This window comes from Amycolatopsis sp. M39 (assembly GCF_001651785.1).
GTDB lineage: Bacteria > Actinomycetota > Actinomycetes > Mycobacteriales > Pseudonocardiaceae > Amycolatopsis > Amycolatopsis rubida.
Genome location: NZ_LWSF01000001.1, coordinates 242,896 through 255,962, shown reverse-complemented (window position 1 = coordinate 255,962; position 13,067 = coordinate 242,896). Strand labels below are relative to the sequence as shown.

At 68.9% G+C, this 13,067-nt stretch carries 13 protein-coding genes; 7 read left to right on the top strand and 6 right to left on the bottom strand.

The window, feature by feature from the left end; genetic code table 11:
- The first annotated feature begins 20 nt into the window (after positions 1-20).
- Together glmU and A4R44_RS01295 are read left to right on the top strand one after the other, a co-directional pair.
- Positions 21-1,517 carry a bifunctional UDP-N-acetylglucosamine diphosphorylase/glucosamine-1-phosphate N-acetyltransferase GlmU gene (gene glmU, locus A4R44_RS01300; RefSeq protein ID WP_067575597.1) on the top strand — a complete coding sequence of 499 codons (1,497 nt, stop codon included), beginning with the start codon at positions 21-23 and terminating at the stop codon, positions 1,515-1,517.
- The gene (locus A4R44_RS01295; RefSeq protein WP_067575595.1) at positions 1,514-2,494 is read left to right on the top strand and encodes a ribose-phosphate diphosphokinase; all 981 of its coding nucleotides are present in this window, start codon (positions 1,514-1,516) and stop codon (positions 2,492-2,494) included. The genes glmU and A4R44_RS01295 overlap by 4 nt, the downstream gene beginning before the upstream one ends.
- Positions 2,495-3,523: 1,029 nt before the next feature.
- Here the strand turns inward: A4R44_RS01295 and A4R44_RS01290 are convergent.
- A complete protein-coding gene (locus A4R44_RS01290) occupies positions 3,524-3,946 on the bottom strand; it encodes a pyridoxamine 5'-phosphate oxidase family protein (protein ID WP_067575593.1) in 423 nt (140 codons plus the stop codon).
- Positions 3,947-4,041: 95 nt separating this feature from the next.
- On the opposite strand from A4R44_RS01290, the gene A4R44_RS01285 reads away from it, so the two are divergent.
- On the top strand, positions 4,042-4,914 hold the full coding sequence (locus A4R44_RS01285) for a TIGR03621 family F420-dependent LLM class oxidoreductase (RefSeq protein WP_067575591.1): 873 nt from the start codon (positions 4,042-4,044) through the stop codon (positions 4,912-4,914).
- Here A4R44_RS01285 and A4R44_RS01280 read toward each other — a convergent pair.
- Positions 4,850-5,527 carry a TetR/AcrR family transcriptional regulator gene (locus tag A4R44_RS01280; protein ID WP_067575589.1) on the bottom strand — a complete coding sequence of 226 codons (678 nt, stop codon included), beginning with the start codon at positions 5,525-5,527 and terminating at the stop codon, positions 4,850-4,852. The two genes, A4R44_RS01285 and A4R44_RS01280, sit on opposite strands and share 65 nt — an antisense overlap.
- A 110-nt stretch (positions 5,528-5,637) precedes the next feature.
- Between A4R44_RS01280 and A4R44_RS01275 the strand changes: the two genes are divergently transcribed.
- The gene (locus tag A4R44_RS01275) at positions 5,638-6,483 is read left to right on the top strand and encodes a triacylglycerol lipase (protein ID WP_067575587.1); all 846 of its coding nucleotides are present in this window, start codon (positions 5,638-5,640) and stop codon (positions 6,481-6,483) included.
- Positions 6,484-6,538: 55 nt separating this feature from the next.
- Here A4R44_RS01275 and A4R44_RS01270 read toward each other — a convergent pair whose 3' ends face one another.
- Together A4R44_RS01270 and A4R44_RS01265 are read right to left on the bottom strand one after the other, a co-directional pair.
- On the bottom strand, positions 6,539-7,183 hold the full coding sequence (locus A4R44_RS01270; protein WP_067575585.1) for an NAD(P)-dependent oxidoreductase: 645 nt from the start codon (positions 7,181-7,183) through the stop codon (positions 6,539-6,541).
- A gap of 102 nt (positions 7,184-7,285) precedes the next feature.
- Positions 7,286-8,401: a hypothetical protein gene (locus A4R44_RS01265; RefSeq protein WP_067575584.1), complete on the bottom strand. Its 1,116-nt coding sequence runs from the start codon at positions 8,399-8,401 to the stop codon at positions 7,286-7,288.
- 325 nt (positions 8,402-8,726) lie between these two features.
- Here A4R44_RS01265 and A4R44_RS01260 point away from each other — a divergent pair, with 325 nt between their 5' ends.
- The 3 genes from A4R44_RS01260 (at position 8,727) to A4R44_RS01250 (ending at position 10,850) form a co-directional block, all read left to right on the top strand.
- Complete coding sequence (locus A4R44_RS01260) at positions 8,727-9,326, top strand: 50S ribosomal protein L25/general stress protein Ctc (RefSeq protein ID WP_067575583.1); 600 nt, start codon at positions 8,727-8,729, stop codon at positions 9,324-9,326.
- Between the two features lie 10 nt (positions 9,327-9,336).
- Complete coding sequence (gene pth, locus A4R44_RS01255; RefSeq protein ID WP_067575582.1) at positions 9,337-9,930, top strand: aminoacyl-tRNA hydrolase; 594 nt, start codon at positions 9,337-9,339, stop codon at positions 9,928-9,930.
- 551 nt (positions 9,931-10,481) lie between these two features.
- On the top strand, positions 10,482-10,850 hold the full coding sequence (locus A4R44_RS01250) for a DivIVA domain-containing protein (RefSeq protein ID WP_067575581.1): 369 nt from the start codon (positions 10,482-10,484) through the stop codon (positions 10,848-10,850).
- Positions 10,851-10,929: 79 nt separating this feature from the next.
- Here A4R44_RS01250 and A4R44_RS01245 read toward each other — a convergent pair whose 3' ends face one another.
- Together A4R44_RS01245 and A4R44_RS01240 are read right to left on the bottom strand one after the other, a co-directional pair.
- Positions 10,930-12,618: a fatty acyl-AMP ligase gene (locus A4R44_RS01245; protein ID WP_067575579.1), complete on the bottom strand. Its 1,689-nt coding sequence runs from the start codon at positions 12,616-12,618 to the stop codon at positions 10,930-10,932.
- A 123-nt stretch (positions 12,619-12,741) separates the two neighbouring features.
- On the bottom strand, positions 12,742-13,067 hold a 326-nt coding region (locus tag A4R44_RS01240), incomplete at its 5' end, for a hypothetical protein (RefSeq protein ID WP_232791455.1).

Below are 13,067 nucleotides of genomic sequence, written 5' to 3'. Positions count from 1 at the left end.
GGTGAATCGTTGGGAGACTCGTGAGCGGCCCGCTGAGCACGCTGATCCTCGCTGCGGGTGAGGGCACCCGCATGCGTTCCTCCACTCCTAAGGTGTTGCACCCGATCGCCGGAAGGCCGCTGGTGGAACACGCCGTGCGCGCCGCCGCCGGCCTCGCGCCACAGCATCTGGTGGTCGTGATCGGACACGGCCGCGACGCCGTGCGCGCCGAACTCGACCGGGTCGGGCAGGCGCTCGGCCGCGAGGTCGCCACCGCCGTGCAGGAAGAGCAGAAGGGCACCGGGCACGCCGTTTCGTGCGCACTGGCCGAACTGCCGGAAGGACTCACCGGCACCGTGGTCGTCAGCTACGGCGACGTTCCGCTGCTGGACACCGAAACCCTGGAATCCCTGCGGGCCGAGCATGCCAAGACGGGCAACGCGGTCACCGTGCTCACCGCCGAGGTCGCCGATCCGACCGGCTACGGCCGCATCGTCCGCGGCGCCGACGGTTCGGTCAGCGCGATCGTCGAGCACAAGGACGCGACGCCGGACCAGCGCGCGATCACCGAAATCAACTCCGGCGTCTACGCCTTCGACGCGGCCGTGCTGATCGACGGCCTGTCGCGGCTGTCCACCGACAACGCGCAGGGTGAGCTTTACCTCACCGACGTCCTCGGCATCGCCCGCGAGGACGGCAAGGGGGTCGGCGCGCTGGTGGTCGACGACCCGTGGGTCACCGAGGGCGTGAACGACCGCGTGCAGCTTTCAGTGCTCGGTGCCGAGTACAACCGCCGCATCGTGCGCCGCTGGCAGCGCGAGGGCGTCACGGTGACGGACCCGAACACCACCTGGATCGAGGCGGACGTCACGCTCTCCCGTGACGTGCTGATCGAGCCGAACACCCAGCTCAAGGGCCATTGCTCGGTCGGCGAGGGCTCCGTCGTGGGTCCGGACACCACGCTGACCGACGTTCGGATCGGCGCGGGCGCGTCGGTCGTCCGCGTGCACGGTTCGGGCTCTGAGCTGGGCGACGGCGTCAACGTCGGTCCGTATACATACCTGCGTCCGGGCACGAAGCTCGGCGCGAAGGGCAAGCTGGGCGCGTTCGTCGAGACGAAGAACGCGCAAATCGGCATCGGGACGAAGGTGCCGCATCTCACGTACGTAGGCGACGCGATCGTCGGCGACCACAGCAACATCGGCTGTTCCAGTGTCTTCGTGAACTACGACGGGGTGAGCAAGCACCAGACCGTTGTCGGTTCGCATGTCCGGCTTGGAGCGGACAACACGCTGGTCGCGCCGGTGCGGATCGGGGACGGCGCTTACAGTGGAGCCGGTGCGGTCATCCGCGACGACGTTCCGCCGGGCTCTCTGGCGCTGTCGGCCGGTCCGCAGCGCACCATCGAAGGCTGGGCGGTCCGGCGCAGGCCGGGCACGCCCGCGGCGGAGGCGGCGGAAGCTGCTCTCGCCGCCCAGCAGCAGGACACCGTTGTGTCCGAGTCAGCAGCAGGAACCGACGGGGAGTCGCCAGCATGAGTCCGAAGTCAGGTACGCCGAAGAAGAATCTGATGCTCTTCTCCGGCCGTGCGCACCACGAGCTCGCGGAAGAGGTCGCCAAGCACCTCAACGTGACGATCACCCCGCAGACCGCGCACACGTTCGCCAACGGCGAGCTGTTCGTGCGGTTCGAGGAGTCGGTGCGCGGTACCGACGCGTTTGTGATCCAGGCGCACACCACGCCCATCAACGAGTACGTGATGGAGCAGCTGATCATGGTGGACGCGCTCAAGCGCGCCAGCGCCAAGCGGATCACCGTGGTCATGCCGTTCTATCCGTACGCGCGGCAAGACAAGAAGCACAAGGGCCGCGAGCCGATCTCGGCGCGGCTCATCGCGGACCTGTTCAAGACCGCGGGCGCGGACCGGATCATGACGGTCGACCTGCACACCGCGCAGATCCAGGGCTTCTTCGACGGCCCGGTCGACCACCTGATGGCCCAGTCGGTCCTCGCCGACCACATCAAGTCGACGTACGGCAACGCGGACATCACTGTCGTTTCGCCGGACTCGGGCCGCGTGCGCCTGGCCGAGAAGTGGGCGCAGCAGCTCGGCGACCGGCCGATCGCGTTCATCCACAAGACGCGCGACCCGGACAAGCCGAACCAGGCCGTCGCCAACCGCGTGGTCGGCAAGGTCGAGGGCAAGGTCTGCGTGCTGATCGACGACATGATCGACACCGGCGGCACGATCGTGAAGGCCACCGAGGCACTGCTTGAGGAGGGTGCGGCGGACGTGGTCATCGCCACCACGCACGGCATCCTCTCCGACCCGGCCACCGAGCGGCTCTCGCAGTGCAAGGCCCGCGAGGTCATCGTGACGAACTCCCTGCCGATCCCGGAAGAGAAGCGCTTCCCGGGCCTGACGGTGCTGTCCATCGCGCCGATGCTGGCGGAAGCCATCCAGCAGGTCTTCGAGGACGGCTCGGTTACGTCGCTGTTCGACGGCAACGCCTGAGTCTCAACAGCTTGCCGAACGACGCGGCCCGAGTTGGCGGCGCGGCCCGAATCAGGTCGCACCGGCTGACTCGGGTCGCGTCGTTTGGCGTCGGCGCCCGTTTGCCGGGGTGAGGCTTGCCTGCCCATGCCGCTCTGGGCAGCGTTCGCCCCGGACGACGGGGGCAGGGGCAGAGCGCACCGTCGCAGGCAGAGCCCACGGCTGGCCGAGGCTGCCCGTCCGGGCCGACTGCCCTCGCTGGAACTCCGGGCTCGGTGCTGCGCGCGGTGCCGTCGCTCGGGCGGGGCTGCACGCGCTCGGTGCCGCGCCCGGGCAGAGGGCACACACGGGTCGGCACCCACGCGAACAGCGCTGCACGCGGAGCAGGACCGCACATGGGCAGCACGCCGCTCGGGCAGAGCCGCACGCGCTCAGCACCGCACCCGGGCAGAGGGCACACACGGGTCGGCACCCACGCGAACAGCGCTGCATGCGGAGCAGGACCGCACATGGGCAGCACGCCGCTCGGACAGAGCCGCACGCGCTCGGTGCAGCACCGGCCGGAGGGCACACGCTCGGTGCCGCAGCCGGGGCGGAGCGCGCGCCCCACGCGGGTACAGCCGCACACGGGCGCGGCAGTACCGCATTTAGCGCCGCGCGCCGAAGGGCACACGCTCGATGGCGCACCCGGGCAGAGGGCACACACGGTCAGCGCCTACGCGAACAGCGCTGCACGCCGGGCAGCACCGCGCCCGTGCGCGTCAGCACGCGGGACACGACCGCACGACTCAGCGCACCCGCGCGCGGCAGCACGCGCTCACCGCAGCACCCGTGCGCGGCAGCACGCGCTCACCGCAGCACCCGTGCGCGGCAGCACGCGCNGCGGCAGCACGCGCTCACCGCAGCACCCGTGCGCGGCAGCACGCGCTCACCGCAGCACCCGAGCAGGGCCATGCCCGCTCAGCGCCGCCCGTGTCCGGCACCCGCTCCGAGCAGCCATCCCACCGTCGTCAGCCAAAGGCACCCCTCCTTCTCTCCTCCCCTACGCCGTCACGCGCCCAGATCCGCCGACAACCACCGCTCCGGCCGCATATGGATCGCCATGTGCTCCCCCAGCTGCGTCCGCTCGAACTCCACGTACCCCGCCACCTTGTCCTCTGGCAGGTACCGCGAAGCCATCTCCCACGTCAGCTCGTAGCTGCCCGGCCGAGTCCGCACCACCGGCCCTTCCACCGACACGTACCGGACCGTCGGCTCGACCCGCTGCACCATCAGGCTGAACCGTCCCGCCGCCTCGATCGCCTTCGCCTTGCGCGATTCCGGCTGCGTGATCACCCACAGCTCGCCGCCCGGCGTGTACTGGTACCAGATCGGCACCGTCAGAGGCGCCCGGTCCGGGCGCTCGACCACCGAGAGCGCGCCGATGTGCGGTTCGGCCAGAAACTGTTCCCGTTCTTCACTCGACAACACCATGCCCCGAAGGTAGCCACGGGGTACGACAAAAACCGGGTTCCGCCGGCGGCGAAAACCGGTGCGTCACCCATCCGGGAGTAGCTACCGTCCTAGCCATGGGGAAATTCGAATTCGGTGTCAGCCTGCGGCTCACGGCCAACGGCACTGAGTGGACCGAAAAATGCAGGCGGGCCGAGGAACTCGGCTACGACCACCTGACCGTTCCCGACCATCTCGGGCCGGGGCGGCTGTCGCCGTTCCCCGCGCTCACGGCCGCCGCAGCGGTGACCGAGCGGGTGCGGGTCGGCACGTTGGTGTCCAATGTGCCCTTTTACAACCTCGCGCTCTTCGCCCGCGATGTCGCTACTACCAACAAACTCACCGAAGGCCGCTTCGAACTCGGTCTCGGCTCGGGCCACATGAAGCACGAGTTCGACGACGCCGGGCTGCCGTGGCGCAAAGCCGCCGACCGGATCACCTACCTCACCGAAGGTCTCGACGAACTGCGCACCCGCGTCAAGGACGAGGGCGGCATGCCGAAGCTGCTGATCGCGGGCAACAGCGACGGCGTGCTCAAGCTCGCGGCGGAACAGGCGGACATCGCCGGATTCGCCGGTCTTCGCCAGGACCGCGGTCGTCCGCCGGGCACGTTCGTGCTCGACAACGACGTGGCGATGGACGAACGGATCGCGTATTTCCGTTCGCTGGCAGGGGATCGCGAGATCGACTACAACATGCTGATCCAACGCGTCGTGGTCACCGACGACCGGCGCGAGGCCGCTGCGGAATGGCATGCCGAGACCGAGGAACGCAGCGCGGCGAACCTCGACGAACTGCTGCGCGCACCGCAGCTTCTCTTCGGCACGGTGGACGAGATGGTGCAGCAGCTGATCGCGCACCGCGAACGGTACGGCTTCTCCTACTTCACCGTTTTCGAGGCGATGATGGAGACTTTCGCTCCGGTGGTGGCCGAACTGCGGGGTCGCTAGCCGCCGCCCGCACCTTCGCGACGGCGTCTCCGGCGATGAGCGTGAGCACCCGGCCGAGGAGCCCGTCCGGCACCGCTTCGTCGTCGATGTCGGCTTCCACGGCCAAACCATTGCTCAACGCGAGCAGCACGACGGCGAATTCCTCGGCAGGCAAAGGAAGTTCGAGGTCCAATCCCTCGGCAAGCCGGTTCAAAGCACGCGCGATCGTGTCGCGAACCTCCCGGCGGCGCCGGCGCAATGCGTCGCGCCGCCGGTCGTCGTGGTGCGCCATCGCGAAAAACTCGGCCAGCAGCCGGTGCCACACCGCGTCGGCGCGCATTTCGTACATCAGCACCGCGGCGACGTTCGCCAGCCCGGCACCACCGTCGTCCGCTTCGGCGAAACTCGCCAGGCTCGCTTCGAGCCGGTGCGCGGCGTGCTCTTCCATCAACGCCAGCACCAGCTCGTCTTTCGACGCGAAGCTTGAGTAAACCGCGCCTTTCGTCAGCCCGGCCGCCGCGGCCACCTCGGTCAGTTTCGTCGCGGCGATGCCCTGTTCCCCGAACACGGCGAAGGCAGCGTCGAGAATGCGCCGCCGGGTCTCCGCCCGGGTCGGCCGCGTCCGGCCGGTCATCGGCTTCTCCCTCATCCGGGGGTTGACACTGCCTCAGCCCGCTCAATACCTTCAGGTATCCAATACCCACGGGTATCCACTGTCAAGGACGACAGGGAAGGACCGCTCCGATGAGGTTGCGCATCGTCCTGGCCGCCGCGGCATTGCTGACCGCCGCGTTCGCCGCCCCAGCCACCGCCGCTCCGGCCGGCGGCGTCAACGATCCGGCGTGCCGGCCGAGTGCGGCGCATCCGCGTCCGGTGGTGTTCCTGCACGGACTCGGCGCCACGTCCGATGAGGACTTGAACCTCCTGCAGGATCACGTCGCGGCCAAGGGATACTGCACCTTCAGCCGGACCTACGGCGCGTATCCGCAATTCCCGGTCGTCGGCGGGCTGCGCCCGATCGCTGACTCCGCAACGGAAATCAAGCAGTTCATCGGCGAGGTACTGGCGGAAACCGGTGCGGCGCAAGTGGATCTGGTCGGCCACTCCGAGGGCGGATTCCAGACCTTGTACGTGACGAAAACGCAAGGCATCGCCGACCGCGTCGGTTCCGTCGTGGCCATCGCACCGCCCACACACGGCACCACGTTCGCCAATCTCACGAAACTGGCCTACCTGCTGGGAATTCGCGACGAAGTCGGCAAGGTGCTCACCACGTTCGGCTGCCCGGCTTGCGACAACCTGATCACCGACGGCAGCGCGGTCCAGACGCTCACGAACGGTCCCATCGCGCAGCCCGGCGTGCGCTACACCGTGCTCACGTCGCGGTTCGACGAACTGGTCACGCCCACCGAAACGTCTTTCGTGCGGGAGCCGGGAGTCACGAACGAATACGTCCAGGACACCTGCCCGTTCGATCCCGTCGGGCACATCGGCGAGGCTTACGACCGCAACGTCTGGAACCTGGTCACCAACGCGCTCGACCCGGCCCACGCCACGAAATTCCTGTGCGCCGCCGGATCTCCCGGCTGACACAACAGCAAAGAACCCGGTGGTGCCACGAAGCGCGCCACCGGGTTCCACGCGCTCAGTACGCCAGGGTGAACCGGGCGCGCGAGTGCTTCGGCTCTTCGATCTCGTCCAGGAACGCGATCGCCAGGTCCGCACCGCTGATGTGCGAGCGGCCGTCGGCGTCGCTGACCAGCACGTCGCCGCCGAGACGGAACTTGCCGGTGCGCTCGCCGGGGATCCAGGAACCGAACTCGGCCGCCGGGCTGACGTAGAACCAGTCGACGTCGTCCGGCAGTTCGCGCAGCGCCTCCAGAACCAGGACATGGCTGCCTGCCTCCGGCTTGTACTCCTCCGGGAACTCCGGGGTGTCGATCACGCGCGGCCCGTCCTCGCTGACCCGCAGCGAACCGGCACCGCCCACGATCGCCAGCCGCGCGCCGTTCGCACGGGCCGCTTCCACCAGCGTCGGCAGGGCGTCCACCAGGCGGCGGCCCTGGTCGTCCGCGCGGCCCGGCGTCGCGACCACGAGCACGTCCGCGCCCTTGGCCACCGAAGCGACGAATTCCGCGTCATGCATCGACCCCGACCGCGCTTCGACCCCGGAAGGCAACCCGTCGGCCTTGCGCGCGACCCCGGTCACGGAGTGCCCGCGCCGCAGCGCCTCGTCGGTGATCCGGCTCCCGGCGTATCCCGTCGCGCCGAACACCACCAGCTTGCTCATTGCCGCTCCTCGAAAAGAAAATCCGTATCGACGCCACCGATGGTAAGGACCGGTCTTCGGCTACTTCAACGGAAGAAACGCACCTCGAGGTGAGCGTGCAGGTCAGCCGCCGAGCGCGGCGAAAGCGGTGGCCAGCTTCGCCTTCACCGCGTTCGCGTCGACCGGCGAGCGCACCTCGGCGACCGCCGTCGGCTTCGCCAGCACCTGGTAGCTCGCGGTGCGGTTGGGCAGGGTGAATTTGACCGAACAGGACATAGTGATGGTCGCGTCCGCGGCGGCGTCGCCTTCCGTGGCGCAGCTTTGCGAGCCGAGCGTGTCCGCGCTGATCTCCACCGAGAGCTTGATGTGCACGCTCGGTTTCGAGCCCGGCTGATTGCCGACGACGCTGTTCGAAACGTCCACTGTGGTCTTGCAGGAACCGACGTAGTCCTGGCAGTCGAGCTTGTCGTTGAGCACCGTGACGCTCGCCTGCGCGAGTCCGTCGAACGGCTGTCCGATCGCGTCGACCGCGGCGTTGAAATCGGTGTGGAACTGCTTGATCTCGGCGTCGCCCAGCGGCCGGACGCGGAACGCGGCACCCAGCTTCGGGCCGCCGCGCGGATCGAGCAGCGCCGGCGCGAACCCGGTGACCCGGTGCGGTTCGGCGGTGGTCACCTGCAATGCGCCGCCGAGGTCGTACACCTCGGTGCCGTCCGGCAGCTTCTGCTTCTGCGGCGCGCCGGAACCGAGACCGCCGAGCGCCTTGCGCAGTTCGCCGGCGAGCTTCGGCGGGGCCATCCGCGCGGCCGGGTCGACCGGCAGTTCGCTGGCGACGGTGTGCACCCATCCGCTACCGAACTGGGTGCTGTTCTCCTCCAGGCCGTGCGACTTCCAGTAGTCCGCGTCGGCCGCGAGGTACAGCTGCCCATCCGGTTCGGTCAGCCGCACCGACTTGCCCTCCAGTGGCAGTGCGCCGAAGCCGTTGCCGTCGCGCGCGACGCGGTACGTCAGCGTCGCCGGATTGCCGGTGCCGTCCTTCAGCGTCGCGTCGTATTGCAGCGCCGGCGCCTCCTCCAACGCCGCCAGCGCAGCGTCGATCGCCGTCTGCTGCTGTGTACGCTGCGTAGCCAGCTGCCGGTCGGCATCGGACAGTCCCGCCGTGCCAGTCACCGCGACCTGGCAGCCCGCGAGAAGCCCACCAAGCAGCACCAATGCTGTCGCAGTCCATCGAGCCCGCATGTCGGCCGCCCCTCTTTCCGCGGAAATCATGCCACCCCCACCAGATCGGTGAGCGGGACGGGATTTGTGTCGTCACCCACCCATGCGGGGGAGGCTGGGCCGACCCGGTGCACGCCCGCGCGGACCGGCTGGTTTACACTTCTCGGGTTGTCTCGGCGAGGCGGGTGCGCCTGTAGGTGCCCGGCGTGATCGACGCGGCGGCTTGAGAAGCCCCGTGGTCAATTCACGCCCGCAATCTCGCCGCCGTGCCAACCGCCCCCGAGCAGAGATCGACGATCCCCGCCGCCCCCTGCCGCACGTCGTGTGATTGAAGGAGTGCTACACCGTGTCCGAGGTACGTCTTTCCGTCGAACCGCGCACCGAGTTCGGAAAGGGTGCCGCCCGCCGCACCCGTCGCGCCGGCAAAATCCCCGCGGTGCTCTACGGGCACGGCTCGGACCCGCGGCACTTCGCGCTGCCGGCCATCGAGTTCGCCCGGGTCGTCCGCGAGAACGGCGCCAACGCCGTCATCACGCTCGACCTGGAAGGCGCCAGCGAGCTGGCGCTGACCAAGACCATCGTGGTCCACCCGCTCAAGAACTACATCGAGCACGTCGACCTGCTGGTCGTCAAGCGCGGCGAGAAGGTCACTGTCGACGTCCCGATCGTCGTCTCCGGCACCCCTGGCCCGGGCACTCTGGTCGCCCAGGACATCGACACGATCCAGGTCGAGGTCGAGGCGCTGCACATCCCCGAGCAGTTCGAGGTCTCCGTCGAGGGTCTCGAGGCGGGCACCCAGATCACCGCGGGCCAGATCACCCTGCCCTCGGGTGCGGAGCTGGTCACCGACGCCGAGGCGCTCGTCGTCGCCGTCAACGAGGCCCCGCGCGGCGCTGCTGACGAGGACGCCGAAGCCGAGGAAGCCGCTGAGGAAGCGGCCGAATAAACTTGCTTTCGTGAGTGAAGACCTGCCCGGGGCCGGCGAGCTGATTCTGCTCGCCGGCCTTGGCAATCCAGGGCCCCAGTACGCCGGGAACCGGCACAACGTGGGATTCATGGTGCTCGACGAACTGGCCGGCCGGATCGGCGGGAAGTTCAAGGCCCACCGCAGCGGGGCCGAGGTGCTCGAAGGCAGGCTGGCCGGTTCCCGCGTGGTGCTGGTGAAGCCGCGGTCGTTCATGAACCTCTCCGGCGGGCCGGTGGTCGGCGCGGCCCGGTTCTACAAGGTGCCACCGTCCGGCGTCGTGGTGGTGCACGACGAGCTGGACGTCGATTTCGGCGCGCTGAAGCTCAAGCTCGGCGGCGGCGACAACGGGCACAACGGACTGCGGTCCATCACCAAATCGCTCGGCACCCGTGACTACTACCGCGTGCGTTTCGGCATCGGGCGGCCGCCGGGCAGGCAGGATCCGGCGGATTTCGTGCTGAAGGACTTTTCGACGGTCGAGCGCAAGGAGCTCCCGTTCGAGGTCGACCGGTGCGCGGACGCCGCCGAGGCGTTGATTTCGCGGGGACTTGCCGCGGCGCAGAACGCGTTTCACGCCGCCTGACCTGCCCGGTTCCGCCCCCATCCGGCGTTGGGTGTGCTGGACGCACCGAACGCCGCTTTGGGTGCGTGGGATGCACCGAACGCCGCATGGGGTTTCTCAGTAGCTGTGGCGATGCGCGGAGTCCGGCCGGGTCGAGTGGTCTCGCCAGCCCGACCAGGGGCAGCGGCAAAGGGCAGCTTCGCGCACTGCGGCCGCGCGGGTTCACAGACCTCAGCAGGAGAAAAGCCGCCCGGCACGTCTCGCCAGCCGGTACGCCGCAGCGCCCCGACCAGCACCGCTACCGCGAACCCGCCGCCCGCCGCGCCACCGAGAAAACCTCGACGCGGCATTCAGTGCGTCCCACGCACCCAATGCGGCATTGGGGTTGAGTGAGCTGTTGTGCGTGTGGGTGAGTCGTTGTGGCCGTCCGTGATGGATTTCTCACTCGATGGGCGGCTTCTGGGGCCCTGATCGAGTCGTCCGGGCGGGTGCGGGCTTCCCGGGGTGGCCGGGAACGGTTAGGACGGACTGCAGGAGTTCGCACCACCCCGACCTGAATCGGAGAATGATCCATGCCGTTTACCGCCGAGGATCTCGCTGAGGTCGCTTTCGGTAACGCCCCGATCGGCCGCCGCGGCTACGCCAAGCAGGAGGTCGACGACTTCGTGCGGCGGATCGCCAAGACGATCGCCGACGAGGACGATCTCACCGCTGCCGAGGTCCACCACGTGCTGTTCTCCAAGCCGCTGATCGGCAAGCGCGGATACGACGAGCGCGAGGTCGACCAGTTTCTCGACGAGGTGGAGACGCAGCTGGCCGAACGCTCCGGACGGCGAGCACCCCTGATTCCGGGAAGCCGGGACCACAGCGAGGCGACCGCGGGACGCGCTTCCTGGCCCGTGGTCACCGAGGCACCGGCCGAACGACTGCCCGGCCGATAGGTCTTGACGCGAAGACCGCTGCGAGGAGCCGCAGCGGCCTTCGTCGCGTTCGGGCGCTGCCCGAGCGCCCCGCGAACGATCAATCGTCCGCGTTCTTGGCGATCTTGTCCGCGTACTGCACCGCAGTAGCCGCCCGCTTCACCTTGCCGGAAGGGGTTTTGGGCAGGCTCCCGGCCGGAAGCACCACGACCGCGAAGGGGCGCATGTCCACGGCGTCTCGCACGCGGGCGGCGATTTCCTTGGCCAGGCGGTTTTCCTCGGTGGCGTCACCGGCCAGTTTGGACTCCACGACCACGGCGAAGCGTTCGCGGCGGCTGCCCGCGTCCAGGCGGACGGCGACCGCGTTGCCTGCCCGGACGCCCTCGACCGAGCCCGCGGCACGTTCGATATCGGTCGGGTACAGGTTGCGGCCGCCCATGATGATGACGTCCTTGCGGCGGCCGCAGATGACGATCTGGCCGTCGACCAGGTAGCCGAGGTCGCCGGTCTTCATCCAGCCGTCCGGGCCCTGGGTGTCCAGCGGGCCGTTGGCGGTCAGGTAGCCGGGCGTCACGGCCTCGCCGCGCAGGCGGATCTCGCCGACCTGCCGTTCACCCAGTACGGCTCCGGATTCGTCGACGATGTCCGCTTCCAAGCCGTCCAGCGGGCGGCCGAGCAGGGCGAACGAGCGCGCCTCGTCCGTGCCGCGGCGGGGGTCGCCTTCCGGCACCGGCACCGCGCGGTTGTCGGCTTCCAGCGCGTCGGCTTCGACGACGTCCAGCGTGAGTCCGGTGAACAGCGGCGCGAACGAGACCGCCAGCGTCGCCTCTGCCATGCCGTACGCGGGGAACACGCACTCGGGCGGCATGTTGAACCGCTTTCCGGCGTCCACAAAGGTCCCGACGGCCTTCTCGTCGATCGGCTCCGCGCCGTTGAGCGCGATCCGCAGCTTCGACAGGTCGTAGGCGTTGTCGTCCTCGACCCGGGCCATGCGCTTGCCGACGATGGCGTACGCGAAGTTCGGCGCGGCCGTCGTGGTGCCGCCGTACTTGCTGATCAGCTCCGGCCAGATCAGCGGGCCAGTCAGGAACTCCACCGGGGTGATCTTGACCAGTTCGACGCCGAACGTCATCGGCACGGTCAGGAAGCCGACCATGCCCATGTCGTGGAAGGTCGGCAGCCACGACACCATCACGTCGGTTTCGAACTCGAACTCGGCGCGGTCGACCATCGCCTTGACGTTGGTGTACAGGTTGCCGTAGGTGATCCGGACGGCCTTCGGCTCCGCGGTCGATCCGCTGGTCAGCTGCAGCAGCGCGGTGTCGCCCTCGGCTGTCTGCACGATCTCGGCCAGCGGTTCCGCGTCGGCCAGTTCGGAGATCAGCCGGTAGCTGATGTCCTTGCCTTCGAGCACCGGGGCGAGCTGGTCGAACGGTTCGCCCAGCACGACCAGCTCGGCCCCGATCATCTCAAGCACCTTCACCGTGTCCTCGGCCCATTCGGCGAGGTCCGTGCGCGGGGTCGGCTGGTGCAGCATCGTCACGCTGCCGCCGGTGAGCCACACCGCCTGCACGGTCGGCGCGATCAGCACCGGCGCGGCGGCCAGCACCGCCACCGCGCTTCCCGGCTTCAATCCGCCGCTGACCAGCCCGCCCGCGATCCGGCGCGCTTCGTCGTGCACCTGCGCCCAGGTCCGGCGCACCGGCTCCTTGGGCTCGCCGGTCACCATGCCGCGCCGTTGCCCCCGGCCCGCCGCGTTCCCGACGAGTGTGTCCACAAACCGACTCATGTGCGTCAGATTACTGTCCGGTTTTTCCGGCACTGCTCGCGGCGGCGTGAACAGCGGATGTCCGGCGTCCGGCGGGTTGCGGACGCACCCGGTCCAGATAGGCCCGCGGCAGCTCGTCGCGGGTTAGTTTCCGGAACTCCAGCGGCCCGGACGGGGGTAGAAATCCTCCGCCGCAATCAGGCCGTCCGCGTCGACCGGCCACACGATCAGCTGCCTGCTGACATACCGGTAGTCCGCGTCCGGATCGTCGATCGGGAAGCTCATCTGCCGCGCGGCCGCGCCAGGAGGCAGCGTGTGCAGATCGCCTTCCGTGACCAGCGCATGATCGTCAACAATGAGCCGGTCCATCCGGGATTCGAGGTGATTCGCCTTGCTCGCTGCGAATGCCGCGTAGTACTCGCGGACGGCGTCGTGGCCCTTCGGTCCGGTGTCGCCGCAGAAGTGATACG